We start from the raw sequence: 27,000 nt of genomic DNA, 5'->3' as shown, positions 1-27,000 counted from the left end.
CCTCAGCCGAAGGCGAGCGCCAAGGCCGCTCGGCGCGCCGACGATGTCCCCTTGACCAGGACCGTCGGTAGCACCGAGAGGCCGTGCAGACGTGACATCAGCCGCCATCGGGCGGCGCGGTGCGCGCGGTGCCAACCACGCGCGCGAGCTGCCGCGGCGGTGGAGCGGTAGTACCCCCGCTCGTCGGTGAACCGCGTTCCGTCCAGGATCGTCTTCTGCGAGAGGCTCTCGCCGTGGCGTCGGTAGGAGAACGCCGCTCCGGGTTCATAGCGCAGGCCCCCACCGGCGAAGGCGATGTCGACGAGAAGTGCCAGATCCAGGATGATTGGCAGGTCATCTCGGAAGTCGATCTCGCGCAGGCGGTCGGTGCGGAACAGGAGCGATGGCCAGTACAGCCAATCCCCGACCAGCAGGCTGCGTGCCATCTCCTCGGCGCGCAGCGTGGTCGCGCGCCGAGGCGTCAGGATCCGCTGCTTGACGAAGTCGGCGAGTGAGGCCGTGGGGGAGCCGTCGGCGCCGATGACGTCGACGCCGATCTGGAAGACGTCCACGTCCGGATGGGCGCTTGCGAGCGCGCGCATACGGGAGACGAAGTCGGGGTGGAGCAGGTCGTCGCTGCCCATGATCACGACGTAGGGTCCATCCGCAGCCGCGACCGCCCGGCGGAAGTTGGCCGTGATCCCGATGTTCCGCTCGTTGCGAAGGTAGGTGACGCGCGGGTCATCGATCCCCTGGAAGTACTCCGGCACCGATTCGTCGGGGTAGCAGTCGTCGATCACGGTGAGGCGCCATGCGTCGTCGTCCTGAGACAGAACGGATCGGACGGCGGCGCGAAGGTCGTCGGGGTCGCCCCAGAAGGGCATGCAGATGTCGATGATCATGGGAGTCCGATGGGTGCGAACCACCAGCCTATCCGCCCTCTAGACTCTCTTCGTGACCACCGCCGCCGTGGGCGTACCCGGATCGGCCCGGCGCTACCTTCACTCGCTGTGGCTGCTGTCGGCCCGCGATTTGCGTGTGCGGTACGCCACCAGCGGCTTGGGTTACCTGTGGTCGGTTCTCGACCCCCTGGTGATGAGCCTCATCTACTGGTTCATCTTCACGCAGGTATTCCAGCGCTCCGTCGGCGAGGAACCGTACATCGTCTTCCTCATCACGGCCCTCCTGCCGTGGGTGTGGTTCAACGCCTCCGTCACCGACTTCACACGAGCTTTCAACAAGGATGCGCGGTTGGTGCGATCGACCTCCATTCCTCGCTCGATCTGGGTCAACCGCATCGTGCTGAGCAAGGGGATCGAGTTCCTCTTCGCCATCCCCGTGCTCGTGCTCTTCGCGGTCTTCGGCGGCGCGACCGTGGGCTGGGGCCTGCTGATGTTCCCGGTGGCTGTCGCGCTTCAGACGGTGTTGTTGGTCGGGCTCGGACTCCTCGTAGCGCCGTTGTGCGTTCTTTTCGGCGACCTCGAGAGGACGACGCGACTCGTTCTGCGAGTGCTCTTCTATGCGTCGCCCGTCATCTACGGCGTCGGTGATCTGCCCGGGATCTTCCCCCAACTCGCCGCGTTCAACCCGCTGTCCGGCATCTTCACCCTCTTCCGCGTCGGTTTCTTTCCCGACCAGTGGGACACGTTCTCCGTCGTCATGTCCGCTGTGATTTCGATCGGTCTCCTCCTCCTCGGGCTGTTCGCCTTCCCGCGGCTGGAGCGACCCCTGCTCAAGGAGCTGTGATGAGCACTCCGCACGCCGCCATCGAGGCTCGAGACCTCGGTGTCCGGTTCCGCCGCAACAAGCGGGGCAAGCGCACGATCAAAGACCTTTTCGCCGGCTCGTCACGGCGGACACGTCCCGGCGAATTCTGGGCCCTGCGCAACGTCACTTTCGACGTGCAGCCCGGCGAGTCGATCGGGGTGGTGGGGCGCAACGGTCAGGGAAAGTCCACGCTGCTGAAGCTGGTCGCCGGCGTGCTCCTTCCCGATGAGGGTGGGGTGACCGTCCGCGGGGGAGTCGCGCCTCTGATCGAGATCACGGGAGGATTCGTCGGTGACTTGTCGGTCCGCGAGAACGTGCGGTTGGCGGCCGGCCTACATGGGATGTCCCGCGCGGAGGTGAACCGCCGGTTCGATGGCATCATCGACTTCGCCGAGATTCGCGACTTCGTGGACACGCCGTACAAGCATCTGTCGAATGGGATGAAGGTTCGGCTTGCGTTCTCCGTGGTTTCTCAGCTGGACGAACCGACCCTGCTCGTCGACGAGGTCCTCGCCGTCGGTGACCGGGCGTTCCGGGAGAAGTGCTATCGCCGCATCGACGAACTGCTAGCGGAAGGCCGAACATTGTTCTTCGTGAGCCACAACGAGAAGGACCTCCGGCGTTTCTGCACGCGCGGCCTCTACCTCGACAAGGGCGCGCTCGCCATGGATGCGCCGATCGCTGAGGTGCTCGACCGCTACAACGCCGACTACGCGACCGGCTGAGACTCCGTCAAGGGTGGCATCGGCCGCCACGCTCGGTCACGGGCGATGCGCCCGCCGTCACGGAGCCCGCGGAACAGGTGGCTCGTGCCGCGCACTGTGCGCTCCACGGCCAACAGCCGGATGAGCTCCTTCACGAACGTCAGCGCAGTGCCCGCGGCGAAGGGGAGCGGCTTGTAGACGCCCAGCGCGCGATAGTACTGCTTGATATGGGCCCGGTTTCGCATGATGTAGTACCGGTACGCGTCACTCGACGCGTTCATATGACGGATGCCCATGTCCCACTGCTTGATCTCGCGCGTGCGGCGGAGGACGAATTCGTCCACGATCACCGACGTGGTGTGGCGCGAAGCGAGCCAGCCGTAGAGCTGATCGTCCCAGTAGATGAAGAAACGCGGGTCGGGGAGGCCGATCTTCGCGACGATGTCTCGGTGGATGAACATGCCCTCGAAGCACCCCGAGTTCATCTCCTTGTAGCCGGATTCGTCGAAGCTTGCGGGCGCGAACGGGATGGGGATGCCCATCGATTCGGCGACGCGGTACTGCCAGTAGAACTCGCTACCGTCGTAGTCGTAGCGGCGGCCCTGGATGCTGCGGAAGCGTGGCGTCCACGCGCCCATGCGCGCGAGCCCATCGGGGATGACCTCGACGTCGTCGTCCATGAGCCAGATCCACTCCGAACCGAGCTCATAGGCGGTCCGCATGCCCTCGCTGAAGCCGCCCGAACCACCGGTGTTCGTCTCGAGTTTCCGGTAGACGAGTTCAGTGCCGACCCGGGATCGGAACGACTCCACGACCTCGGTGGTGTCATCCACCGAGGCGTTGTCGATGATCACGACGTGGCCCGGCTTCGGATCCATCCGCTCGATGCTCGCCAGCAGGCGCGACAGTAACCCCGAGCGGTTGTAGGTCACGACGGCGATCGTCGCGGAGGCCGGGTCGAACGCTCTGCCGTTCTCGGTCATCGGGGGCTCCTGAAGGTGTTCCGCCACTCCGCCTCGGACACGAGGGCGGGAAGGGCGTCGCGATACCGCTGGGCGAGCGCAGACCATTCGCGACGGAGCCGCCGATGGAGGCGCACGCTGTCGATCAGCATCCGACGGAACTTCGTGCGGTCCCGGGTGTAGATGTTCTTGCCCGACCCGTCGGCGGCGCTGACAAGCGCGCTGTCATAGAGCGGCACCCGCCACCATTGCGCATCGCCTTTACCAAACTCGACCTCGGGCTGCGTGACGTTCTCCGGCTGGGGCTGGCGCAACCAGTGCGCCACCAGCGTTCGTAGCGTGAATGTCCGCAACGCGAGCCCGGTGGGGCTGTCGAATTCGTGCGTCCTCAGCCTCCGGAACACCTGTCGTCCGCGCCGGGACCGGAGTGGGACGCCCGAGTCTTTATGCACGACCGTCTCCGGGAACGACTTCGCCAGTTCGCGCGCCGCCGGCATCGCGGTGGCCAACCCTGCGCGCATGTGCTCGGGGCCCGAGAGGATGTCGCGGATGGCACGGTGCCGGAGGGCGACCGGGTAGTACTGCATCATCATGAGGTGCTTGAGGTCGACGCGCGTGCTGTGCCGCAGGAGCGTTCCGCCGCCCGGAGCATTCGAGTGCAGTAGCGCGGCGACGATGCGGTTGCGGGCGTGGAAGTACGCCTGCCAATCGATCGAGTCGTCCTTGCCCATCCACGACACGTGCCAGAGAGCCACTCCCGGCACTGAGACGGTCGGATAGCCCGCCTCCCGCGCGCGCAGGCTGAACTCCGCGTCGTCCCACTTGATGAACGCGGGGAGGGCGAGACCGACCTTGCGGATGACCTCGACCGGAATGAGGCACATCCACCAGCCGTTGTAGTCGGCATCCATCCGCATGTGCAGAATCGGTGACTGACGCAGATTCGCGACGCTGAAGTCGTGTGGCAGCTTCTCCTGGTACAGCGCCCGCCACATGAAGGGTGCTTCGTCAACCACCTCCGCCCACGCATGCAATTTGGGCCGGTCGAGGAGGTCGAACATGTGCCCGCCCACCAGGGTGGGAACCGACGCGTACTGACCGAACACGATGGAACGGCGCACAGACTCGGGTTCGATCCGCACGTCGTCGTCGAGGAGCTGCACGAAGTCGCTCTCCGGACGTTCGAGGGTCTCGAGCATCGCGCGCGAGAAGCCGCCCGACCCGCCCAGATTCGGCTGGCGGATCAGCTGGAGCGTTTCACCGAGGCGTTCCGCGATGCGGCCGAACCCCTCCTGCTCGGCAACGAGCTGTGTTCCCTGGTCGATGAGGAAGATCCGATCGACAAGCTCCAGCGCCTCGGGAGCGTCGGCGAGGCTTTCCAGCGTCGTAAGGCAGTAGTCGGGCTTGTTGTAGGTCGTGATGCCGATGCTCGCCTTGCCGGCGCGGACGGGTTCGTCTTCCGTGGTCCATTCGGCGCCCTCGAAGATGGCGGGTTCCTGATCGGCGGCGATATCGAACCAGATCCATCCGCCGTCGCTGTACTGCGTCAGCTCGAGGTCGAAGGAGGACTCCGACTCGCCGGAAACCTCCTGCGTCTCCAGTCGCTGTTTCACACCACTGCCATTCGAGCGGTAGACGAGGATCGTCGCAGCGCCGTTCAGCCGGACGGTGAGGCGAACACGCCGCACGGCGGTCCAGTGCTGCCAATAGGAGGCCGGGAACCCGTTGAAATAGGTTCCGAACGACACGCGCTGGCCCGCGGAAATCCGCGCTCGGCGCCGCCCCAGGACGTTGCCGAGCTTCGCGCGGTTGGACACCCGCACGGGCTCCTCGTCGATGACCGACCAGGTCTCGGGGTCCGCGTAGAGGGGGAGAAGATCGGGATCGCGTTCGATCGGGAACACGACATGCTGAAGGGTGTACGTCACGTGAAAAGTCTCCGGATGCTGCACCGGGCCGACGTTTCGGCCACGGTGAATCCTACCCGCGCGGCCCGCCCAAGCCCTGAGCGTCGCCCGACAGCGGCAGAATCTCGGGCGCAACGGGGTCATCCAGCGCGTCCATCCGCTCGCGCCACGAGCGCGATTGACCCGCGCGCATGGCGCACAGGACGAGCATGAACCACCCGAGACCGCTGAGGGTGAAGCTCTCGAAGAGGGAGTCGACGAGGAGGGCGACGAGGATGAGCGGCGTCCACGCGTAGACGACCGAACGGCGTTCGCTGGCGACCAGCCACGACCGCACGAGTGCCACCACGCCGAGGGCGAGAAAGAGCAAGAGCCCCGCCCACCCGATCTGCAGGAGGACGTCGAGGTAGGCGTTCAACGCGGATGCGTGCGATTGCCTCAGAGTCGCGTTGATCGCGTTGAACGGAAACTCGCCAGGGACCCAGGGACCGAACCATCCCCACCCCTGGACGGGACGGAACCGCACCAGCGGGACGAGAGTTCCCCACAGATCGGTGCGGAGAGACAGGTCGTTCTGCGCCCCGAGCCGATCGATGATCGGTCCCCGCAGCGCGTACCCGGCCCCGACGGCCAGCACGACCAGCCCGCCTATGGTCCACTGCAGAACGTTGCGGCGCTCCGGTGATGCGCTGCGGACCGCCACGAGTGCCGCCGTCGCCACGGCCACGGCGAGGGCGACGACGAACACGGTGGGGGAGTCGGTGAGCACGGCGGTGACCCCGCCCAGGACGACGGAGAACACCGCGACGCCGGTGCGGACCGAGAGGGTGCGGTACTCGATGAGGAACGTGATCAGGGCGAGCACGGTCACGAACCCCAGAACGTTGCGGGTGCCGAAGATGCCCTGGATCGGCCCGAACTCGGCGATGCGTCCCTGGATGCCGAGGAAGGGGACGGGCATGTCGAGGAGGATCCCGAACAGGATCTCGAGGCCGAGGGAGAGGGACAGCAGCCAGCGGAGGACGTCGCCGAGCGCCCGTACCGTCTGCAGCGTGTCGCGGACGAGCGCGACGACCACGGCGAGGAGCGCGACGGCGGCCAGCGCGATCCAGCCGGCCAGCGTGTCGCCGCGGTCGCCGGTCCAGGTGACGGATGCGAGCGTCCACGCCAGGAACACCACGAGCGTCGTGGGGGCGAGGCGCACGAGGGAGTACTCCGCGCGGCGGGAGATCAGCATCGCCAGCCCCAGCGCGCACAGCCCGGTGATGATCGTGACGAGGGTGACCTGGCCGGCCACACGCTCGATCGCGAACGCGCTGAAGACGGTGGCCAACGTCGCCAGCGTGTAGGCGCGCGCGAACGATGCGGATGCCAGGAGCCCGGACAGGCCGTGCGTCGGGTGCCGTGCCGAGTCGCTCACGGCACCGCGCTCTGCAGCTCGCCGCGTTCGATCGCCAGGCTCTGCTCGGCCGGGCCGACGCCCACGAGCGGCGCCTGCTTGATCTTGAAGGCGAACAGGATGAACAGCATCCAGCCCCACACGAGAAGCGGCCCCGACTCGGAGACCCCCTGCACGAGCAGGAGGGTGCCGACGAGGGTGGGGAGGAGGGTCAGCGGCGAGTAGGGACGGTCGGCGCGGAGGTCGAAGCGGGGGCGGTCGATCGCGAAGAACCACGCCCGCCAGATGAAGGCGAGGTACGCGAGCGCGAGGAGCACGACGCCGATCATGCCCAGCTGCAGATAGGCATCCTGCCACATGCTGTGCGCCTGGAGCACGGTCTGGCCGTGGTCGACGATCCATCCGTCGAACCGCGGCTCGTCCGGGAGCCAGGGCGTGGCGAATCCCCATCCGATGATCGGATGCTGCGACGCACGCTCGAGCACCTGCTGCCAGATGTCCTCTCGACCGGTGAGGTCGGCGGAGCGGCCGAGGATGCGGAACAGCGTGTCGCGTCCGAACCAGAGGGCCGCGGCGCCTCCGATGCCGACGACGGCGTACAGCACGTACCAGCGGGTGCGTTCCCCGGGGCGCCGGGCGGTGCGCATGAGGAGGACGGTGCCCAGCACCACGGCGACCGCGACCACGGACAGGTAGGCGGTGGCCGAACCCGCACGGACGAGGAGGAAGGCCGCGACGACCATCCACGCGATCAGCAGTTCGCGGCGGGGCGACCGAGCGGCGAAACGGATGGCGAAGACGATGAGCGCGAGCACCATGACGCCGGCGAGCAGGTTGGAGTTGCCGAAGATGCCCTGGATGCGGCCGTCCCAGTCGAAGAAGTTGTCGCGCGACCAGTAGACGATCGGGTCCATCTCCCCGACGGGCCGCTCCCATCCGGGGAGGATGGGGCCGCCGATGAGGATCGACACCGCCAGCTCGAACACGATGCTGAGCCCGATCACCCACTTGAGAGCGGAGGCGATGGTGCGGACGATCTCACGCCAGGTCAGCACGGCGGCGACGAACAGTCCCTGGAGGGTGGTGATCGCCAGGAGCAGCCACGTGAGAATCGACGTCACGGGCCACGCGCTCCACAGCACCGAAAGGGCCGCCCACGCCACATAGCCGAACGCCAGCCAGGGCATCCGCCGGCCCTGCACCGGGGGGCGGATCGAGAGCCACAGGATGACGGAGACGACCCCCGAGAGGACCGTCAGGGCCCCTGTGGCAACGTCGCCGAACGCGTGCACCCAGGCGGTTCCCCCGAGGGCGAGCAGCACGACGAAGACGCACCATCCCCGAAGGAGGAGGTGCCCGGTCTTCTCCCGCGCGGGAGCGGCAGGCGGCGCGGATGCGGGATGCTTCGTGTGAACCGCCATGGGACCTCAGGGTACCGCCCGCACCGGTCGTAGGCTGGGCGCGTGCTGACCCGCATCTCGAACATCCCCCGCGACTACGCCTGGGGATCACCGACGCTCATCGCCGAGCTGGAGGGGCGTGAGCCCACCGGCGCCCCCGAGGCGGAGGTGTGGTTCGGCGACCACCCGGGCTCACCGGCGCTGGTGCACGACGGGTCCGAGCGCACGCTCGACGCGTGGTTGCGGGCGGAGGCGCAGACGGCCGGCGTTCCTGAGCGGCTGCCGTACCTGCTGAAACTCCTGGCCGCCGGCGCACCGCTGTCGATCCAGGCGCACCCTTCGAAGGGCCAGGCGGAGGACGGGTTCGCCCGGGAAGAGGCGACGGGCGTGGCACGGGATGCTGCGGAGCGCAACTACCGCGACGACAACCACAAGCCCGAGCTGCTCGTGGCCGTGAGCGAGCGGTTCGACGCCCTCGCGGGGCTCCGCGACCTGGCGGCGACCCGACGGCTCGTCGACGCGCTCGGCGACACCTCCGGGCCGCGTGCTCTCGCGGCGCACCTGGCGGGCGAGGATGCGGAGGCCGCGCTCCGCGCAACGATCGGGTGGCTCCTCAGCGGCACGGCGGCCGGTGAGGTCGCCGACATCATCGCCGCGGCCGGCACGGCGTCCTCCCCGGAATTCGCCGCCGAGCTCGAACTCGCGCGCACCCTGGCTCGTGCCTATCCCGCCGACCCGGGGGTCGTGGTGGCGCTTCTCATGAACCTCGTGACCCTCCGCCGCGGCGAGGCGATCTTCGTTCCCGCCGGCGTCCTGCACGCGTACGTCGCGGGACTCGGCGTGGAACTCATGGCGGCGAGCGACAACGTCCTGCGCGGCGGCCTCACCACCAAGCACCTCGACGTGGAGGAGCTGCTGACGGTGCTGGACGCCCGCCCGTCCGACCCGCCTCTCCTCGCCCCGCAGGCGCTGGGGCGGGGCGTCGGGCTCTTCGATGCCGGGATCCCCGACTTCGCACTGGCCGCAGTGACGGTGGGAGAGGGCACCAGCGAGGTGGAGCTGGGCGGAGCATCCCTCGTTCTCACGGTCGAGGGGATCGTGGAGGTCACCGGAGCAAGCGGCGACCGGCTCACGCTCCAGCCGGGGCAGGCGCTGCTGGCGACCCCGGTCGAGAGCCCCCTGGTGTTCGCCGGAGAGGGTCACGCATTCGTCGCCATGCCGGGCCGAGCGTAACAACCGCGACACGCCGCGGGCGTGGTGAAGTTTGAAGTCCGCGTTGAGGCTTTAGTATCTGCGACTTGACCCGGGCGAATGACACGGGTGTAATTATGCATACACGCGGCCGGCGTGGCTGAGGGGCTCAGAGCGGGAGACGAGATGGCTGGATCACAGTATCGTTCCGGCGTACCTGAAAATTGGTTCGTCGATCCCGTCCACCTGGGGGTTCCGGGTGTCCGCCGCGACATCGATGTCGTCGACGACAACCCGCTTTCCTGGCAGTCCGAGGCCCTCTGCGCGCAGACCGACCCCGAGGCCTTCTTCCCGGAGAAGGGCGGATCGACCCGGGACGCCAAGCGTGTCTGCACCACGTGTGATGTCCGCGACGCCTGCCTCGAGTACGCCCTTCAGAACGACGAGCGGTTCGGCATCTGGGGCGGGCTCAGCGAGCGCGAGCGGCGCAAACTCAAGCGCCGCGCCGGCTGAACCGATCCGCCGTCCGCGGCGCGTGCGCCCGAGGGTGAGCGCGAGTCCCGCCTAGGCTGACTGCGCCATGCCCGACCGAGTTCACGCGATCCTCGTCGTGCGTCCGGAAGGTCGCACGCCCACATCCGCACATCTGCGCGCCACCCTGACGGCGCTCGCCGCACAGACCCGGCCGGTCGATGCGCTCACGATCGTGCTCTGCGGTGGCGGCAGTGATCTGCGCGACATCGCCGCGCGCTCCGGCGCTGAGGGCGTCATCACCGCCCCGCACGGCACGGGATTCGCTGCCGCGACGGCGATGGCCACCCCGCGCCTGACCGGCGACGCCGTCTGGCTGCTCGCGCAGGACACCGCCCCCGAGCCGGACGCTCTCACCCGCCTGGCCGGAGCGCTCGAGCTGGCAGCATCCGTCGCGTTCGTCGCGCCCAAGCTCGTGCAGTGGGAGGACCGCTCGGAGCTCGTGTCGCTCGGTGTGAGCATGTCACCCCTGGGCAGGACCGTCGATCTGGCCACCGGAGAGCTGGACCAGGGCCAGCACGATGCGGCCGAAGACGTGCTGGGCACTGATATCCGAGGTGTGCTCGTGCGCCTGGACGCATGGCGGCAACTGGGCGGGCTGGATGCGGGGCTCGCCGGCGCGGACGAAGGACTCGACCTCGGCGTCCGGGCGCGGCTGGCGGGGGAGCGGGTCACACTGGTCCCCTCCGCCGTGGTCGCCGTGGCCGGTGACGGAGTTGCGGGGCTTCCCTCCGAACGTCACTCGACGCGGCGCGAGTTCGCGATCCGCACCGCTGAGCTGCACCGTCGGCTCGTCTACGCGCCCGTCGTGGCGCTGGTTCTCCAGTGGCTCTCGCTTCTCCCGCTCGCCGTGTGGCGGACGCTCGCACACCTCGTCGCGAAGCAACCCGGACGCGTCGGCCCCGACTGGGCGGCGACGCTGCTCGTCATGGTGCGGTGGGGGGCGATCGCCCGCGCGCGCGGGCGCATCCGCGCGACGCGCCGCGCCGGATGGGCGCGCCTGACGCCGCTGCGTATCAGCCGGGCGCAGCTTCGCCTCCGATGGGAGGGGGATGGCGCCGACCCCGATGCGCCGGTGCGCTCCGAGCTGCGCTTCTTCACCGGCGGCGGCGCGTGGGCGGTGCTGGGTGCGGCGGCCGTATCGGTCGGCGTGTTCCCGGCTCTGCTGGCGTGGCCCGTCCTCGGCGGCGGCGCTCTCCTGCCGCTCCGCTCCACCGTCGCGCAACTGTGGGCCGATGCCGCGTACGGCTCACGCGCCCTCGGCCTGGGCGACGTCGCGCCGGCCGATCCGTTCGCCGCCGTGATCGCCGTGGTCGGGACACTGTGGCCGTTCGAACCGTCGCGGGCGCTCGTCCTCCTGTGGCTCCTCGCGCTGCCGCTCGCCGTGCTCGGTGCCTGGTTCGCTGCCACGCGCGTGACGGAACGGTCACTGCTGCGCATCGTCGCCGCAGTGGCCTGGGCGCTGGCTCCCGCCTTCCTCGCGGCGCTCGTCGAGGGGCGCCCGGCTGCCGTGCTCGTACACCTGCTGCTGCCGTGGCTGCTCTACACCGGCAGCGTCGCTCACCGCTCGTGGGCGGGCGCGGGCGGAGCATCCCTTCTCCTTGCCGCCGTGATCGCCTGCGCGCCGTCGCTGGCCCCGGCGCTCGTCGTGGCATGGCTGGCCGCGCTCGTCGCCGTGATCGCGGCACGCCGAGGGCACGGCGCGGCGAAGGTCGTCTGGCTCCTCGTCCCGTCGATCGTCCTCTTCGCGCCGCTGGTGTGGGAGCGACTCCGCTCCGGCGATGTCCTCGCACTGCTGGCCGACCCGGGGGTCGCCGTCGGCGGGGGAGTCGCGGCGGACGCGCCCGGTCGCCTCCTCCTGGCCGCCGGATTCCCCACGGCCGACCCGGGTGGGTGGGGCGCGTTCCTCGGCGGCGCGCCCGTGTGGTGGGTGCCGCTGCTGGTCACCCCGCTCGCCATCCTCGCCCTGCTCTCGCTCGTGACCCCTCGCTGGCCGGTCGGCGCGGCTCTCATCGCGCTCACTCTCCTCGGAACGGCGACGGCGTTCGCGGCCGTCGCCATCGCGGTGTCGTTCGCGGGCACGGCGGCAGTGCCGCTGTGGCCGGGTGCAGGGCTCAGCCTCGCGTGGGCGGGAGCCGTCGGAGCTGCCGTGCTCACCCTCGACACGGGACTGCTTCCGCGCCTGCGGATGCTGCGTCCCGCTGTCGCGTTCGTGCTTCTCCTGCCCCTGGTCGTGACGGCGATCCCCGCGCTCACCGCCCCCGCCCGCGACGCGGCCGTGCTCACGAACGGACCCGTGTCGACGCTGCCCGCGTTCGTGGCCGCGGAGGGGCGCGGTGATCCGCGCGTCGGCACCATCGTGCTGAACCCCGGCGGGGACGGAATGATCGTGCGGGTCGTGTGGGGCGGAAGTGAGACGCTCGGCGGGCAGAGCACGGTCCGCGCCACGCGCACCGAAGCCTCTGCGGCAGATCGCGAACTCGCCGACCTGGCGGCGGATCTCGTGACCTCGACGAGCCCGGAGGCCGTGCAGGCCCTTGCCGACCGCGGGATCGCATTCGTGCTCCTGGAAGCGCCGACCGGCGACGCCGAAGCCGTCCGGGCGCTGCGGCTCTCCGCATCCACGGCCCTCGACCAGCGCAACGGACTCGACGCCGTCGGGGATACGACGCGCGGTGCCCTGTGGCGTGTCACCGGCGACGTGCACCCGCGGCCAGACGACACGGCGGCGGTGCGCGACGCGTCGCGGCTCATCGCCTTGGCGCAAATCATCGTCGTCGCGATCTGCCTCCTGCTGGCGGTGCCGACCGCTGCCAGCCGCCGCCTCGCGCGACGGACGCCACGGATCGTCGGTCCTGCGGTGAAGGAGGCGCGATGACCGAGCGTCGCCCGTTCCGGTGGGTGCTCACGAGCACCCGGGTCGTCGTCGGCGCCGCCATCGCGGTGGCGATCGTGATCGTCGTCGGCATCGCGATCGCGTTCCCCTGGCCGACGGCCACGGCCGAGCCCGTCCGGCTGGAGGCGACCCCGGCGCCGTCGGACACCGTCCTGGCGTGCGACGGCCCGCTGCTCGCCCTCGGCCGGGTCGTGGAGCAGGCCGGGCAGCTGTCGGTCGCCGCCGACCAGTCCGTCGTGTCCGGCCCGGCGTCGGCTGGAGCGGCCGAATTCGCACTGACGACCGCGGCCGAGGGCTCGCAGCCTCTCGCGTTCAGCGTCGCCGCCGATGCCTCCGGGCCGGCGTCGTTCGCCGCCGCCGGGTCGAGCGCCGTCGAGGCGGCCGATCTGCGCGGCTTCGCCGCATCCCCCTGTCGTCCGCCGCTCCTGGAGTCCTGGCTCGTCGGGGGCGCCACCACCACCGGATCCGGCGATCTGCTGCTGCTGTCGAACCCGGGCGCGGTCGCGGCGACCGTCGAGGTGACGGTGTACGGAGCCGCCGGTCCCGTGGTCGCCCCCGGCGGTTCCGACCGCGTCGTCGCGGCGGGGAGCCAGGTCGTGGTGCCGCTCGCGGGACTCCTGCCCGATGAGGCGAGTCCCGTGATCTCCGTAACGGCGGTGGGGGCACCGGTGACGGCGGCGCTGCAGTCCAGCCTCATCCGCACGCTGGAGCCCGGCGGCGTCGACCAGGTCAGTCCCGTGGCCGCCGCGTCCGAGCGTCAGATCGTCGCGGGCGTGGTCGTTGCGGCGGAGGAAGCAGACGCGGCCGCCGGTGCGCGGACCATCACGCGCCTCCTCGCGCCCACGGCCGACACGCAGGCCACCGTGTCGGTGCGCGACAGCGACGGCCGCCGGGTGGGCGAGGATGCGACGGTGCCGCTCACCGCCGGGATCCCCAGCGAACTCGGCCTTCCGGGGCTTGCCGCGGGCACCTACACCGTCATCGTCGACGCCGACGTGCCGCTGGTCGCCGGCGCCTGGAGCACCACCGGCTTCGGCCAGGGGTCGGACTTCGGATGGTTCGCGGCGGCGCCGCAGATCGACCGGCCCACCGTCGTGGCGGTCCCGACCGGACTGTCACCGGTTCTCACCCTCGTGAACGACGGCGCCGAGGCGGTGACCGTCACCCTGACGAGCCCCTCCGGCACGAGTCGCGAGGTGGAACTGCCCGCCGAGGGGGCAGCGGAGGTCGCGCTCGCGGAGTCGGGCGTGCACGCGATCGACCCGGCCGGCAGCGTGCACGCGGCCGTGTCGTTCGGTTCGACCGGCGCGCTGGCGGGCTTCCCGGTGTGGGGAGCGGATGCTGCCGCCCCGCCGATCGTCATTTTCCCGTAGGCCGGCGGCCTGCGGGCCGCGGTCTCGCGTCCGGCGCCCCGAGGACTGCGGGCACGGGCTGCGGGCTCGCGCCCGCGCTGCGGCGGGCGGGCTCGCGCCGCCCGGTGGCGCCTAGAAGCGGAAGCGTTCGGGGCCGAGGTCCCACGGATCGCGGTCGAGGTACTCGGCGGCCGCACGGAAGACGGCACTCTCGATCATCATGCGGCGGTGCAGATCGTCGTCGCGATGCAGGTGGCTGAGGCGCTCGATCGGCACTCGGTAGAGGACGATCCGCTTCTGCTCGCGGAGCACCCGCCAGCGCGGGATCCCCTGCTCGTCTGTGGACGGCGGCAGCACGCCGATCTCGAACGACACGTCGCGCAGCTCGCTCCACGTCGCCCGGAGGAACTCGGCCGCGGTACCCACGGCGAGGTCGAACCGCTCCACGCGGGTGTCCAGCGGGGGGAGCGGGGGCCGAACGACAGGGCTGCGGTTCTCCCGGCCGTGACGGCCGTGCCGCGGAGCCCGGGCGCGAGTGCGCTCGCGAGAGCGTCGGCGAACCATGGCCCCATCCTATGACGCTGTCGGCGAGGCGACGGGGCCGTGTCCGAACGCGCGGATAGGCTGACGGCGATGCGCGACAGACTTTGTTCCAAGGTGGGATGCTCCCGCGATGCCGTGGCGACCCTGACCTACGACTACGCCGATCAAATGGCCGCGGTCGGCCCGCTGGGCAGTACCGGTGACCCGCACGCGCATGACCTGTGCGCCATCCACACCGACCGCCTGTCCGTTCCGCGCGGATGGGTCGTCGTTCGCCACGAGACCCTCCGCGTCTAACCCTCCGTCCGTCGGCGGCCCGGCCTCGCAGCATCCCCCGATTCGAGGCCTGCGGTGCGGCCCCCGCGCCGGCCCCGGGTGGACGCCGCACCCTGAACGGGTTTGGGGCGGAATCCGTGCCTTGGGGCACTCCGGGGCGCGCCCCAAAGCACGGGAAGCGCCCCAAACCCGAAGGCGAGCTGCGCGCCCGCACGCGAGTGGAAGCCGTGTTTCGGTGCGCGCCAGGTGCGACCCGCCCGGGTCCCGGGTGGACGCGGCGCGCCTTGACCGGGTTTGGGGCGGAATCCGTGCTGTGGGGCACCGCCGGGCGCGCCCCAAAGCACGGGAAGCGCCCCAAATCCACGCCGTGCACGGCGTGGGAGCGGGTGGAGCATCCCGGACGGAGGGCAGCGCGCCGCCGGGATGGGGCGCGGTGCGCGGCCGGGATGGGGCGCAGTGCGCCGCCGGGCGGGCGGGTGGGGTGGGGCTAAGTGCGCGGGCGGCGTGGGGTTAGGCGCGCGGGCGGCGTGGGGTTAGGTGCGCGGGAGGAGGGCGGCGACGCGCTGGTCCTCCAGGTAGAGCGCCCGCAATTCGCGCTCGCGTCGCACCCCCGCGATGCCGTGCAGCAGCACGTCGGCGTCGACCGGTGGGAGGGGAGCGACGAACGGGCGCGCCTCCGCTGCGAGGGTCTCGGCCAGCCGCACACGGGCAGCCGGCTGCAACTGCGGCGCCGAGCGCACGAATTGGGCGATGCGCGCGGCGAGGCGGTCAGGCAGGCGTGCGACGTCCGCGATAGTCGCCCATCCCGCGAGAGCAGCTGGGATGCCGGGCGCCGGCGGTGGCAGCGGCCGGGTACGTGTGCGCTCGCTGTACGTGCCGGCCAGCAGGTCGCCCAGGCGCTGGGCGCGGGGCGTGAATGCGCCGACCAGCGCGGCCAGCGAGCCCAGCGTGAACCACAGCTCGAGGACACCCACGAGCGCCCGGAGGAACGCGTGCCGGAAGCCGATGGCGCCGCCGTCTGCGCGGACGATCCGGCCGCCGATGGCGAGCTTTCCGAGACTCCGCCCCCGGGTTGCCGTCTCCACAGTGGTGGGAACGACGACGGTGACGAGGACGAGGACCGTGATCGCGAGGGGTGCGATGACTTCCTCCCCAAGGAGGCCCGCACTCACGAGCCACGAGAGAACGGTCGCGAGGAGGAGGAGAACCGCCACTCCGGCGAGGAAATCGATCAGCGCTCCGACGGCCCGCAGGAAAAATCCCACGGACTGCACGTCCAGGGCGACGGCCTCTCCCGTGACCGTCTCATCCTGTGCGATGCGCACCTGGGCGGGGGAGGGGTCAAGCGCCATGGGTACAGTAAAGCAAATGGACCTCGACGCCCTGACGGCCGCACGGCGGCAGGAGTGGGCGCGACTGGACGAACTGAGCCGCGCTCGACGCCTCTCTGGCGCGCAGGTGGATGAACTGGTCACGCGGTACCGCGCAGCATCCGCCGATCTCGCCGACATCAAGACCTCCGCGGGGCGCACGCCGCAGGGGGACTATGTCTCGACGCTGCTGGCGCGCACCCGACTGCGGCTGACGGGCGTGCGCGAGAACGCGGGCGCCCTCGTGCCGCGCTTTTTCGTCGGGCAACTGCCCGCCGCGCTTTATCGGGTGCGCTGGACGCTGCTCGCCGTCGCGGTCGGCTTCTTGGCCGTCACCATCCTCGTCGCAGTGTGGATCGCCGGTGACCCCGCAGCCGTCGCGGCGCTCGGCGACCGGGCAGAGCTCGAGACATACGCCGAGGAGGAGTTCACCGGGTATTACAGCGAGAACCCGGCGGCGGTGTTCGCCGGCACGGTCTGGACCAACAATGCGTGGATCGCGGCGCAGTGCGTGATCTTCGGCATCACCGGCCTCTGGCCGCTCATGGTGCTCGTGCAGAACGCGGTCGGCATCGGAACAGCCGCCGCGGTCATGTTCGCCTTCGGCCGCGGCGACGTCTTCTTCTCCTTCATCCTCCCGCACGGCCTGCTCGAGATCACCGCGATCCTCGTGGCGGGAGCGGCCGGGCTGCAGATCTTCTGGGCCTGGGTGGCCCCCGGACCCCGCCGCCGAGCGGATGCGCTCGCCTCGGCCGGCCGGTCCCTCGGCACGATCGCGATCGGACTCGTCTTCGTCCTCGCCGTCTCGGGCGTGATCGAGGGCTTCGTCACCCCCGCCCCGTGGCCGACGGCGATCAAGATCGCGATCGGTGCGCTGGCGCTCGCCGCCTTCCTCGCGTACATGCTCATCCTCGGTCGCCGCGCGGTCCGGGAGCGGGAGGACGGCGACCTCACCGAGTACGAAGCGGGCACCGCGCGGCTCGTCTCCGGATGACCGCGCGCAGGCCCGTCCGGGGGCCTGCGGCTCCCTGCGCCTCGGGTGGCGATCATCCCGAAGCCTCGGGCTTCTCCTGAAGTGTCCGCTCCTCCCGAGGTGCCCGGTCCTCCCAAGGCGCCCGGGGCGGCGTGGGTGGGGAGTGCGTCCTCCGTGTTGGTGAGCGCTCGGGGAGGAGATGTGCGTTTCGGAGGGCCCTTGTGCGGGTTTTGTTCCTCCCCAAGCGCCATCTCCTCCCGACGTGCCCGGTGCCCGGCGCCCGTGCGGGTGGGCGGGCTTCCGTGCCCGTGAGTGCCTCCTCCGCGTGGCTGAGAGCTCGGGGAGGAGATGGGCGTTTCGGAGGGCCCTTCTGCGGGTTTCCTTCCTCCCCAAGCGCCATCTCCTCCCCGAGGTGCGCGGTGCCGGGTGGGGTCGGCTTCCGTGTCGGTGAGTGCGTCCTCCGCGTGGCTGAGCGCTCGGGGAGGAGATGGGCGTTTGGGAGGGCCGTTGTGCGGGTTTGTTCCTCCCCTAGCGCCATCTCCTCCCGAAGTGCCCGGTGCGGGGCGGCGAGGGGCGGGGTGGGGCGCGGCACCGAGCACCGAGGCCCGGCACGACTCCCGGGGAGCCATCCGTCGGGCAGGCTCGCCGCACGACCCGGCCTTTTTTTGAACGAGTCAAAACTTCACTAGGCTCAGAGGATGCTCGACGGCCCCGACACGACTCCCGAGGCGCTGCTGCGCACCGCGGGTCTGCGCGTGACCTCGACCCGAACGGCCGTCTTCGACGCCCTGTCCGGCCGACCGCACGCCTCCGCCGAGGAGGTGTTCGACCGCATCCGCGTCACCCTCCCGGGGACGAGCAAGCAGTCGGTGTACAACGCCCTCGGCGACTTCGTGGATGCGGGGCTCGCCCGTCGCATCGAACCGGCCGGTCACCCCGGCATGTTCGAACTGCGCGTGGACGACAACCACCACCACATGGTGTGCACCTCCTGCGGGCGAGTCGACGACGTCGATTGCGTCGTCGGTGCTGCGCCCTGCCTGCACGTCCCCCAGGAGAGCGGATACGACATCCGCTCCGCCGAGGTGACGTTCTGGGGGCTGTGCCCGGACTGTCGAGCAGACACTTCACACCCGAACCCTCAGAGAGGATCCGAATGAGCGACATCGCCGCCCCCGGCTGCCCCGTTTTCCATGACGGCGCAGCTCCGGACGACAATCGCCTGCCCGTGGGCGAGGCACCTGCCGACAGCGAGCCGGCAGGGCCCCTGCCCCACCCGACCCAGGGGTCGGCCAACCGCGTCTGGTGGCCGAACGGCATCAACCTCAAGATCCTCGCCAAGAACAACGCCCAGCGCGACCCGCTCGGGTCGGACTTCGACTACAAGGCCGCGTTCCAGGCACTCGACCTCGCCGCGGTGAAGCAGGACATCCTCGAGGCGATCACGACCTCGCAGGACTGGTGGCCGGCGGACTTCGGGCACTACGGCCCGCTGATGATCCGCATGGCCTGGCACAGCGCCGGCACCTACCGCGTGACCGACGGTCGTGGCGGCGCCGGTGCCGGGATGCAGCGCTTCGCCCCGCTGAACAGCTGGCCCGACAACGTCAACCTCGACAAGGCGCGGCGCCTGCTGTGGCCCGTCAAGAAGAAGTACGGCCAGTCGATCTCGTGGGCCGACCTCATGATCCTCGCCGGCAACGTCTCGCTGGAGTCCATGGGTTTCTCGACCTTCGGCTTCGCCGGCGGCCGCGCCGACGTGTGGGAGTCGGATGACGACGTGTACTGGGGTCCCGAGACCACGTGGCTCGGCGACGAGCGCTACACCGGCAACCGCGAGCTGGAGAAGCCTCTCGCCGCGGTGCAGATGGGTCTCATCTACGTCAACCCCGAGGGTCCGAACGGTAACCCCGACCCGCTGCTGTCGGCGCGCGACATCCGGGAGACCTTCGGCCGGATGGCCATGAACGACGAGGAGACCGTCGCCCTCATCGCCGGCGGGCACACCTTCGGCAAGACGCACGGCGCAGCGCCCGATGACGCCGTCGGGCCGAACCCCGAAGCCGCCGACATCGAAGAGCAGGGCCTCGGGTGGCACAACTCCCACGGCACCGGCAAGGGCGATGACACCATCACCAGCGGTCTCGAGGTCACCTGGACCTACCACCCGACGCGCTGGGACAACGAGTTCTTCCACATCCTGTACGCGTACGAGTGGGAGCTCTTCCAGAGCCCGGCCGGCGCGCACCAGTGGCGGCCCAAGAACGGCATGGGCGCGGACATGGTTCCGCTCGCCCACTCCGAGGGCAAGCGCGAGCCGCGCATGCTCACCAGCGACCTGGCGCTGCGCGTCGACCCCGAATACGACAAGATCTCCCGGAAGTTCCGGGATGACCCGGTCGCCTTCGGTGACGCGTTCGCCCGCGCGTGGTTCAAGCTGACGCACCGTGACATGGGACCCAAGGAGCTCTACCTCGGCTCCGACGTGCCGCAGGAGACCCTGCTGTGGCAGGACCCGGTTCCCGCTGTCGATCACGCGCTCATCGACGCCACCGACGCGGCCGCGCTCAAGCAGCAGATCCTCGACAGCGGACTGACGGTGCAGCAGCTCGTCTCCACCACGTGGGCCGCGGCATCCACCTTCCGTGGCAGTGACAAGCGCGGCGGCGTCAACGGCGCCCGCATCCGCCTGGCACCGCAGAAGGACTGGGAAGTCAACAACCCCGAGCAGCTGCAGACGGTGCTGGGCGTTCTCGAGCGCATCAAGGCCGAGTTCGACGGTCAGCAGACCGGGGGCAAGAAGGTGTCGATCGCCGACCTGATCGTGCTCGCGGGCAACGCGGGCGTCGAGCAGGCCGCTCTCGCCGGCGGTGTGGAGGTCGAGGTGCCCTTCACCCCGGGGCGCACCGACGCGACCGAAGAGCAGACCGACGTGGATTCGTTCCGCTGGCTCGAGCCCATCGCCGACGGCTTCCGCAACTACATCTCTCGGGAGGCGCGGCTCCCCGCGGAGTACCTGCTGGTCGACAAGGCCAACCTGCTCACCCTCACCGCGCCGGAGATGACCGTGCTCGTCGGCGGTCTCCGCGCCATCGGGGCGAACTGGGACGCGTCGCCGTTCGGCGTCTTCACCGCGACGCCCGGCGCGCTCACGAACGACGTGTTCGTGAACCTGCTCGACCTCGGCACCACGTGGACGCCGCTGGACACCGGCAAGCATGCCTTCCAGGGCATGAAGGACGGCTCGGGCGAGCGGGTGGGTGTCGGCTCGCGCGTCGACCTCGTGTTCTCCTCGAACTCCGAACTCCGTGCCCTCGCCGAGGTGTACGCGAGCGACGATGCCAAGGAGAAGTTCGTGCGGGACTTCGTCGCCGCGTGGCGCAAGGTCACCGAGCTCGACCGCTTCGACCTGGTCTGAGTACACCGCATCCGAAAGGCCCGTCCCGAAAGGGGCGGGCCTTTCCGCGTGCGAGAGGACGGGACTACAGGCGGCCGGCGGCCTTCAGCGCGAGGTAGCGGTCGGCTACGCGCGGAGGGAGGTCGTCGGCGGATGCGGTGACCGCATCGCCGCCCGCACGCTCCACTGCCGCGGCGACGCGCCGGGCGTCCTGCTCGGCCCGCTCGGCGGCGGCGGCGGCGTAGACCTCGGCAGCGGTCGTGCGCGGCGGATCGGCCGCGGGAGCGTCGGACGCGGTCGCCACCAAGACCCGGGAGCGGGCGGCCAGCGCGGGCAGCGAGCCGAGGAAGCCCCGTGCCGCGGCCGGGTCGTCGTGCGCGGTGACCAGCACGACGAGGGAGGGGTGCGTGGTGAAGGTTCGCACGTGGGCGAGCGCCGCATCCCAATCGGTATCGAGGAGCGCCGGTTCGACCGGTGCCATCGCGTCCACCAGCGCAGGGAGGAGTGCCGGACCCTCCACGCGGGTTACGCGGGCTCGGACGACGCGGTCGAACATCAGCAGGTGCACGTGGTCGCCGGCCCGCTGGGCGAGCGCCGACAGCAGCAGCGCGGTCTCCATTCCCGCGTCGAGGCGGACGCCGTCACCGACGCGGGCCGCTGACGTGCGGCCGGTGTCCACGACGATCACGATGTGCCGGTCGCGCTCGGGCCGCCACGTACGAAGCATGGTGGTGCCGGCCCGCGCCGTCGCGCGCCAGTCGATCGAGCGGACGTCGTCGCCGCGGACGTATTCGCGGAGGCTGTCGAACTCGGTCCCCTGGCCGCGCACCTGCACGCTGGTGTTTCCGTCCAGCTCGCGCAGCCGGGCCAAGCGCGACGGCAGGTGCCGACGGGCGCGGAACGGCGGGAGCACGCGCAGCCGCCCCGGTGCGTCCAGGCGGGCCTGACGCCCGGCCAGACCCAGGGGGCCTCCCGCCCGCGCCACCGCGAACTCGGAGCGCAGCTCCCCGCGCCGCCTCGGCCGAAGGGTCTGCCGCAGGATGCGCCGTTCGCCCGCGGGGACGTCCAGCCGGAGCCGGGCATTCTCCGCTCCGGCGGTCGGTTGCCAGGCATCACGGAGCAGCCCGCGGAGCGGCTTCGGGCCGGGATTGGTCACCACGATCTCCGAGACGACCGGTTCGTCCCGCAGACTCCGGGCGGGGAGACGGCGCTCCAGGAGAAGGGCGCGAGGGTCGGCGGCCCCGGCGACATCGGCGGCAGCGAGGACGGCGCACAGCAGCATCCATCCGCCGACGACCGCCCACGGCGCCAAGCCCGCCGCCGTCAGGAGCACGACGGGCACCACCCCGAGGGCGACGAGGAGCGGAAGGCGGCCGGTGATGTACACGGTCAGAGCGGAACGCGGGTCTGCTGCTGGATGGACGCGAGGATCGCGTCGACCGAGACGCCTTCGATCTCGGCGTCGGGACGCAGCCGGATGCGGTGCCGCCACGTCGGTACCAGCATCGTCTGCACGTGGTCGGGTGTGATCGCGGGGTAGCCGCTCAGCCACGCCCACGCCTTCGCGGCGGCCAGGAGTCCGGTCGTGGCACGCGGGCTCACGCCCAGCGAAACGGAGGGGCTCTGCCGGGTGGCGCGCGCCAGGTCGACGACGTAACCGAGCACGTCGTCGGCGACCGTGACCGCTGCGGCGGCGCGCTGGGCCCCGAGGATCTCCTCGGGGGTGACGGTCTGCTCGACGCCGGCAGCATCCAGCGCCTGCGGATCGAAGCCGTTCGCGTGGCGGCGCAGTACCGCGAGCTCGGCATCGCGCCCCGGGACATCGACCAGGAGCTTGAGAAGGAAGCGGTCGAGCTGCGCCTCGGGGAGTGAGTAGGTGCCCTCGTGCTCGATGGGGTTCTGTGTCGCCGCGACGAGGAACGGCTCCGGAAGGGGCCGGGTCACCCCGTCGGTGGAGACCTGGCGTTCCTCCATCGCCTCAAGGAGCGCGGCCTGGGTCTTCGGCGGCGTGCGGTTGATCTCGTCGGCGAGGACGATGTTCGTGAACACCGGGCCGGCGCGGAACTCGAATTCGCCGCTGCGGGCGTCGTAGATCAGCGAGCCGGAGACGTCGCCCGGCATGAGGTCGGGGGTGAACTGGATCCGCTTGGTGTCCAGGCCCACGGCGCGGCTGAACGAGCGGACGAGCAGCGTCTTGGCGACACCGGGCACCCCCTCCAGCAGCACGTGCCCGCGCGCGAGCAGGGCGATCAGCAGCCCGGTGACGGTGCCGTCCTGGCCGACGACCGCCTTGCCGATCTCGCCGCGCACGCGGTGCATGGCTTCGCGGAGGGCCGCGTCGTCCGCGGGGTTCTCGCGTTCGATCCTGGCGTCGCTCATGGGGAGGGGGTCCCTTCCGGTCGGGTGGCAGCCGAGACGGCCGCTTCAAGGTCACGTAGGCGGTCGGAGAGGTCGACGAGCTCGCGGTCGGTGGCCGGCACCGAGGAGATCAGGATGCTGCGCACGGCGGCCGGGTCGCTCGCGAGGCGGCGGGCCGCCGCATCCGCTACCGCTCCTGCGTCCACGGAGGGTCCGAGGCCCAGGGTCCGGCCGATCCGCCCGATCGCGGCGGCGCGGAGCTGATCGGCCGCGTGCGCGGCGTCGCGGCTCTGCGCATACAGGCGCCCCCGCCCGACGGTCGTCTCGGAGGCGCGGACGGTGACCGGAAGTGTCTCCGCCACGAGCGGGCCGAATCGCCGCCCCTGCCAGATCGCCGCCGTGACGCCGGCCACCAGGAACAGCACGATCGCGGGGGTGACCCACGGCGGCGTGAGCTCGCCGAGCGTCGGCGGCGCGGCATCCGCGTCGGTCAGTGAGGGGATGTACCAGACGAGCGTGGGCTGCGACCCCAGCAGGGTCAGCGCCAGGGCGGCGTTCCCGGCTTCGTCGACCGCGTCGTTCGCGAGCAGGGTGCGGCCGTCGACTGCCGTGATCGTGCCGGACGCGTCCGTCGCCGTCAGGAGCGCGAATCCCTCGTCCTGCGGGTAGCACCCCGTGACGCCGTCGCCAGGGCTGAACAGCTCGCCGGCGAAGATCTCACCCGCGCGGCGCGCGGCGGGGAACGCGCACTCCGGGGCCAGGGGGGTGTCGGCGAAGATCCCGGCCGGGGCTGATCCGTCGAGCAGGAGCCGCAGGGTTCGTGACCGCGGCTCCAGCAGCACCACGTTGGCGGCATCCGCGGTGAGGTCGCCGACAGCTTCGTCGGAAAGACCGGGGACGTCGGGGAGGGCGAGGGTCGCGTCCCCTTCGGCCAGAGCCGCGGAGGCGGCGGCGCGATCCCGCGCGATCCGCACGTCGATGCCGTCCTCCGCCAGTGCGCGGGCGATCGCGCGGGCGCCGTCGGGTCCGGCCGACTCGGGATCGAGCGCGCCCCGCTCGGCCCAGGTGGCGGCCTGTGCGAGGAGGCTGCCGACGATGGCGACGAGGATGAGCGCCGCCGCGATCGCGGCCCATCCCAGCAGGCGTGTCCGCCGGCGCGGCGGGTGGAGCGTGGTCACGGTCATCGCGGTGCCTCGATCAGCGCCGGACGAGCCTCGGCGAGAGTGTCGTCGAGCCTCGCGATCGGGTCGTAGAGCGCTGCGGTGCCGGGGCGACGCAGGTAGCGGACGTCGTCGAAGGTGGCAGCGGCGGCCGCGAGGTCGGATGCTGAGGCGGGGAAGACCCGTGCGGCGTCCCGCGCGAAGGCCTGGGCCGTCGTTCCGGGCGGCGGCTCGACGATCACTCGTTCGGTCAGCCCGCGGGCCAGGGCGCGAAAGCGCAGCGCGATCGCGTCCTCCCAGCGTCCGCGCGCCGCCTGGGCGGCAGCATCCGCCCGCAACTGCGCCGCCGACCGAGTCCCGTCGGCGCCGAACAGGTCTCCGGGCCCCTGATGCGAGCGCGCGGCCGAGCGCGGGCGGCCCCAGACCACGATCGCGGCGACCGCGATCGCCACGACCACGATCGTCGCGACGACGGCCGCGGCCGGTCCCCATCCACCGGAGAGGTCGGGGTTGAGCAGACGCGTGAAGAACTCGCCGACGGCGCGGGCGGCGCGGTCGAGGAACGTCGGCTCGGCGGCGTCGTAGATCGGGTCGGCGAGCTCCCGGCGCAGCCGTTCCCGGGCATCCTCCGGATCCGGGAGCAGAGGAGCCGCGAGGGCGGGGGTCACCGCTGTCGTTCCGTTGGACCGGTATCGCTGGATGCCCCCGGAGGCGCCCAGGTGGTGGCGGGAGGCGGCGGCGCGGCGGGCGACGGGACGGCGGGCGGTGTGGCGGCAGGCGACGGGGCGGCAGGCGGCCCCGGGATCGGCGCGGAGGCGGGGGGCGGCCACGACGGAGTGGCGTAGGGCGGCAGGGGTGCCGTACCCGGCGGCGGCGGCGCGGACGCCGGTCCGGCGACGACGTACGCCGGCGCGACGCCGTACGCCGGTCCGGCGGCGGTCCCGGGACGAGCGCCGAGCTCGCGCCCGATGTGCACGCGGTACGGGTCGGGAAGGTCGGAGGCGCCCGCATCCCGCTTCTCGACGTAGGCGAGCAGGTCAAGGTCGAGACCCTCGTGCCGCATGCGGCAGTCCACGTAGATCAGTGCGGTCGCGGTGGACTGCACGATCAGCGCCACGCACTGGATGAGGATCGTCACGATCTGCGTGATCACTGCGGTGATAAGGAAGGCGATGATCGCGCCGGCCTCGGGGTCGCCCGTCGGGGTGACGACCGTGGTGAGTCCCAGTGTCGCGAACTGCAGGGGGATGCCCACCAGCTGCGCGAGCACGCCGAAGGTCAGCGAGATGATCACGATGATGCCGAGCGTCGGCCAGAACCGCGTGCGGGTCAGGCGCCAGGAGCGTGCAAGCGCCTGCCTGATGCTCGCCTGTTCCAGGATGATCACCGCGGGCACGAGGAGCAGCTTGGTGTTCAGCCACAGGCTCAGCGGGATCGCCGCGAGGAACGTGGCGATTCCGCCGAGGACGGCCAGAGGGAGCGCCGCATTGCCGAGCGCGAACAGGATCGCCACGACGATGGCCAACGCGACGACGACGGCGAGCAGCAGGAGGAACGTGTACGCGAGCAGGCGGCCGGCGACCGGACGGATGCGTCGCCACAGGGCACGCAGCGGCAGCTTCTCGGCGACCACCGCATGCGCGACCTCGGTGACGACCACGGCCTGTACGAGAACGCCCAGTGCGCCGGCGGCGAGCGACAGGACGACGCCGGTGATCGCCGTGATCGCGATGGATCCCGCCGTCACCGCCTCGAAATCGTCCGTGCCGGGGGTCAGCGTGTCCAGGCGCGAGAACGCCGCGAACGCGACACCGCCGGTCACGAGGATGAGGACGAGGAAGGCCAGCGCCTGCACGCCGAGCGCGAAGCCCAGGAGAACGCCGGGGTTCTGGCGCAGTGCGGTGAACGACCGGCCGAGCGTGGTGCCGAAGCCATAGGGATGCAGTGGCACGATGCCCGGTCGGGGGGCCGGCGTCCAGGCCGGATACGCGGTCACAAGCGCCTCCTCGTGCTGGGCTCGTTCTATCGTGTCACACGCGGGCGAGGCGCTCGGCGTGCGCTCAGTCGCGTCGACTACTGTGTGGAGAGCGCACGGGGAGGCTGTTGCGCCTGCCCGTTGCGCAGCGGGATGGATGTGAGGACGAACGCGCAGATGACTTCACGGATCCTGGTAGTCGACGACGACACTGCGCTGGCCGAAATGATCGGCATCGTGCTGCGGACCGAGGGATTCGAGACCGCGTTCTGTGCCGATGGTGCCGAGGCCGTTGAGGCGTGGCGGCGCGAGCGGCCCGACCTCATCCTGCTCGACCTCATGCTGCCGGGGATGGACGGCATCGAGGTGTGCAGGCGGGTCCGGGCCGAGTCGGGGGTTCCGATCATCATGCTGACGGCGCGCACCGACACGGCCGATGTCGTGAAGGGTCTGGAATCCGGCGCCGACGACTACATCGTGAAGCCGTTCAACCCGAAGGAGCTGGTCGCCCGCATCCGCACGCGCCTGCGTCCGGCCACCCCCGACGGCGGCGAGGTACTGCGGATCGGCGATCTGACGGTCGACGTCGCGGCGCACGAGGTACGCCGGGGCGACACGGTCATCGCGCTCACGCCCTTGGAGTTCGAGCTGCTCGTGGCGCTGGCATCCAAACCGCAGCAGGTGTTCTCCCGGGAGATGCTCCTCGAGCAGGTGTGGGGTTACCACTACAAGGCCGACACGCGTCTGGTGAACGTGCACGTCCAGCGGCTGCGCGCCAAGGTCGAGACCGACCCGGACAACCCCCGCATCGTCACCACCGTGCGCGGCGTCGGGTATCGCGCCGGCGCGGTGGTGTGAGG

23 protein-coding genes are annotated in these 27,000 nt (G+C 70.9%); 11 read left to right on the top strand and 12 right to left on the bottom strand.

The features are described 5' to 3' along the window. Nucleotides 1-2: 2 nt before the first annotated feature. Nucleotides 3-905, bottom strand: a complete 903-nt coding sequence (locus AC4FS1_RS07470) for a glycosyltransferase family 2 protein (protein ID WP_491153816.1) — start codon at nt 903-905, stop codon at nt 3-5. A 28-nt stretch (nt 906-933) separates the two neighbouring features. Here AC4FS1_RS07470 and AC4FS1_RS07465 point away from each other — a divergent pair, with 28 nt between their 5' ends. Continuing rightward, nucleotides 934-1,725 (top strand): ABC transporter permease, encoded by a 792-nt coding sequence (locus AC4FS1_RS07465; protein ID WP_491153814.1) that lies wholly within the window; start codon nt 934-936, stop codon nt 1,723-1,725. After that, nucleotides 1,725-2,471: an ABC transporter ATP-binding protein gene (locus AC4FS1_RS07460; RefSeq protein ID WP_491153812.1), complete on the top strand. Its 747-nt coding sequence runs from the start codon at nt 1,725-1,727 to the stop codon at nt 2,469-2,471. The genes AC4FS1_RS07465 and AC4FS1_RS07460 overlap by 1 nt, the downstream gene beginning before the upstream one ends. On the opposite strand, the gene AC4FS1_RS07455 is transcribed toward AC4FS1_RS07460, so the two are convergent. Genes AC4FS1_RS07455 through AC4FS1_RS07440 form a run of 4 tightly spaced genes read right to left on the bottom strand, consistent with a single transcriptional unit; the run spans nt 2,456 to nt 8,139 of the window. Then, nucleotides 2,456-3,433 (bottom strand): glycosyltransferase, encoded by a 978-nt coding sequence (locus AC4FS1_RS07455; RefSeq protein WP_491153810.1) that lies wholly within the window; start codon nt 3,431-3,433, stop codon nt 2,456-2,458. The two genes, AC4FS1_RS07460 and AC4FS1_RS07455, sit on opposite strands and share 16 nt — an antisense overlap. Next, nucleotides 3,430-5,340, bottom strand: a complete 1,911-nt coding sequence (locus AC4FS1_RS07450; RefSeq protein ID WP_491153808.1) for a glycosyltransferase — start codon at nt 5,338-5,340, stop codon at nt 3,430-3,432. Before AC4FS1_RS07450 ends, AC4FS1_RS07455 begins: the two co-directional genes overlap by 4 nt. A gap of 52 nt (nt 5,341-5,392) precedes the next feature. Next, complete coding sequence (locus tag AC4FS1_RS07445; protein ID WP_491153806.1) at nt 5,393-6,739, bottom strand: O-antigen ligase family protein; 1,347 nt, start codon at nt 6,737-6,739, stop codon at nt 5,393-5,395. Further along, the gene (locus AC4FS1_RS07440) at nt 6,736-8,139 is read right to left on the bottom strand and encodes an O-antigen ligase family protein (protein ID WP_491153804.1); all 1,404 of its coding nucleotides are present in this window, start codon (nt 8,137-8,139) and stop codon (nt 6,736-6,738) included. The genes AC4FS1_RS07445 and AC4FS1_RS07440 overlap by 4 nt, the downstream gene beginning before the upstream one ends. Nucleotides 8,140-8,181: 42 nt before the next feature. Here AC4FS1_RS07440 and manA point away from each other — a divergent pair, with 42 nt between their 5' ends. From manA to AC4FS1_RS07420, 4 genes are all read left to right on the top strand, one after another. Beyond that, on the top strand, nt 8,182-9,351 hold the full coding sequence (gene manA / locus AC4FS1_RS07435; RefSeq protein ID WP_491153802.1) for a mannose-6-phosphate isomerase, class I: 1,170 nt from the start codon (nt 8,182-8,184) through the stop codon (nt 9,349-9,351). Nucleotides 9,352-9,495: 144 nt separating this feature from the next. Beyond that, nucleotides 9,496-9,822, top strand: a complete 327-nt coding sequence (locus AC4FS1_RS07430; RefSeq protein ID WP_491153800.1) for a WhiB family transcriptional regulator — start codon at nt 9,496-9,498, stop codon at nt 9,820-9,822. 67 nt (nt 9,823-9,889) lie between these two features. After that, nucleotides 9,890-12,718: a glycosyltransferase family 2 protein gene (locus AC4FS1_RS07425; protein ID WP_491153798.1), complete on the top strand. Its 2,829-nt coding sequence runs from the start codon at nt 9,890-9,892 to the stop codon at nt 12,716-12,718. After that, nucleotides 12,715-14,109 carry a DUF5719 family protein gene (locus tag AC4FS1_RS07420; protein WP_491153796.1) on the top strand — a complete coding sequence of 465 codons (1,395 nt, stop codon included), beginning with the start codon at nt 12,715-12,717 and terminating at the stop codon, nt 14,107-14,109. The genes AC4FS1_RS07425 and AC4FS1_RS07420 overlap by 4 nt, the downstream gene beginning before the upstream one ends. A 111-nt stretch (nt 14,110-14,220) precedes the next feature. Here the strand turns inward: AC4FS1_RS07420 and AC4FS1_RS07415 are convergent, their stop codons facing one another. Continuing rightward, the gene (locus tag AC4FS1_RS07415) at nt 14,221-14,652 is read right to left on the bottom strand and encodes a metallopeptidase family protein (RefSeq protein ID WP_491153794.1); all 432 of its coding nucleotides are present in this window, start codon (nt 14,650-14,652) and stop codon (nt 14,221-14,223) included. Between the two features lie 69 nt (nt 14,653-14,721). Between AC4FS1_RS07415 and AC4FS1_RS07410 the strand changes: the two genes are divergently transcribed. Beyond that, complete coding sequence (locus AC4FS1_RS07410; RefSeq protein ID WP_491153792.1) at nt 14,722-14,928, top strand: DUF3499 family protein; 207 nt, start codon at nt 14,722-14,724, stop codon at nt 14,926-14,928. 512 nt (nt 14,929-15,440) lie between these two features. On the opposite strand, the gene AC4FS1_RS07405 is transcribed toward AC4FS1_RS07410, so the two are convergent. Beyond that, nucleotides 15,441-16,259 (bottom strand): RDD family protein, encoded by an 819-nt coding sequence (locus tag AC4FS1_RS07405; RefSeq protein WP_491153790.1) that lies wholly within the window; start codon nt 16,257-16,259, stop codon nt 15,441-15,443. Nucleotides 16,260-16,275: 16 nt separating this feature from the next. Here AC4FS1_RS07405 and AC4FS1_RS07400 point away from each other — a divergent pair, with 16 nt between their 5' ends. The 3 genes from AC4FS1_RS07400 (at nt 16,276) to katG (ending at nt 20,668) form a co-directional block, all read left to right on the top strand. Then, entirely contained in the window at nt 16,276-17,271 is a 996-nt protein-coding gene (locus AC4FS1_RS07400; protein WP_491153787.1) for a stage II sporulation protein M, read from the top strand. 677 nt (nt 17,272-17,948) lie between these two features. Beyond that, nucleotides 17,949-18,410: a Fur family transcriptional regulator gene (locus AC4FS1_RS07395; protein WP_491153785.1), complete on the top strand. Its 462-nt coding sequence runs from the start codon at nt 17,949-17,951 to the stop codon at nt 18,408-18,410. After that, complete coding sequence (gene katG, locus AC4FS1_RS07390; protein ID WP_491153784.1) at nt 18,407-20,668, top strand: catalase/peroxidase HPI; 2,262 nt, start codon at nt 18,407-18,409, stop codon at nt 20,666-20,668. The genes AC4FS1_RS07395 and katG overlap by 4 nt, the downstream gene beginning before the upstream one ends. A gap of 64 nt (nt 20,669-20,732) precedes the next feature. On the opposite strand, the gene AC4FS1_RS07385 is transcribed toward katG, so the two are convergent. From AC4FS1_RS07385 to AC4FS1_RS07365, 5 genes are read right to left on the bottom strand one after another with little or no spacing between them, the layout of a single operon-like run. After that, entirely contained in the window at nt 20,733-22,034 is a 1,302-nt protein-coding gene (locus AC4FS1_RS07385) for a DUF58 domain-containing protein (protein WP_491153782.1), read from the bottom strand. A gap of 2 nt (nt 22,035-22,036) precedes the next feature. Next, nucleotides 22,037-23,026 carry an AAA family ATPase gene (locus tag AC4FS1_RS07380; RefSeq protein WP_491153780.1) on the bottom strand — a complete coding sequence of 330 codons (990 nt, stop codon included), beginning with the start codon at nt 23,024-23,026 and terminating at the stop codon, nt 22,037-22,039. Then, complete coding sequence (locus tag AC4FS1_RS07375) at nt 23,023-24,189, bottom strand: DUF4350 domain-containing protein (protein WP_491153779.1); 1,167 nt, start codon at nt 24,187-24,189, stop codon at nt 23,023-23,025. Before AC4FS1_RS07375 ends, AC4FS1_RS07380 begins: the two co-directional genes overlap by 4 nt. Continuing rightward, a complete protein-coding gene (locus AC4FS1_RS07370) occupies nt 24,186-24,833 on the bottom strand; it encodes a DUF4129 domain-containing protein (RefSeq protein WP_491153777.1) in 648 nt (215 codons plus the stop codon). Before AC4FS1_RS07370 ends, AC4FS1_RS07375 begins: the two co-directional genes overlap by 4 nt. Then, complete coding sequence (locus tag AC4FS1_RS07365) at nt 24,830-26,161, bottom strand: glycerophosphoryl diester phosphodiesterase membrane domain-containing protein (protein ID WP_491153776.1); 1,332 nt, start codon at nt 26,159-26,161, stop codon at nt 24,830-24,832. The genes AC4FS1_RS07370 and AC4FS1_RS07365 overlap by 4 nt, the downstream gene beginning before the upstream one ends. A gap of 156 nt (nt 26,162-26,317) precedes the next feature. Between AC4FS1_RS07365 and mtrA the strand changes: the two genes are divergently transcribed. Next, nucleotides 26,318-26,998 (top strand): MtrAB system response regulator MtrA, encoded by a 681-nt coding sequence (gene mtrA / locus AC4FS1_RS07360; RefSeq protein WP_491153775.1) that lies wholly within the window; start codon nt 26,318-26,320, stop codon nt 26,996-26,998. Nucleotides 26,999-27,000 lie beyond the last annotated feature (2 nt).

Source organism: Microbacterium sp. Z12_35, assembly GCF_058310475.1.
The sequence above is the reverse complement of the archived record's forward strand: the minus strand, read 5'-3'. Positions and strand labels throughout refer to the sequence as shown.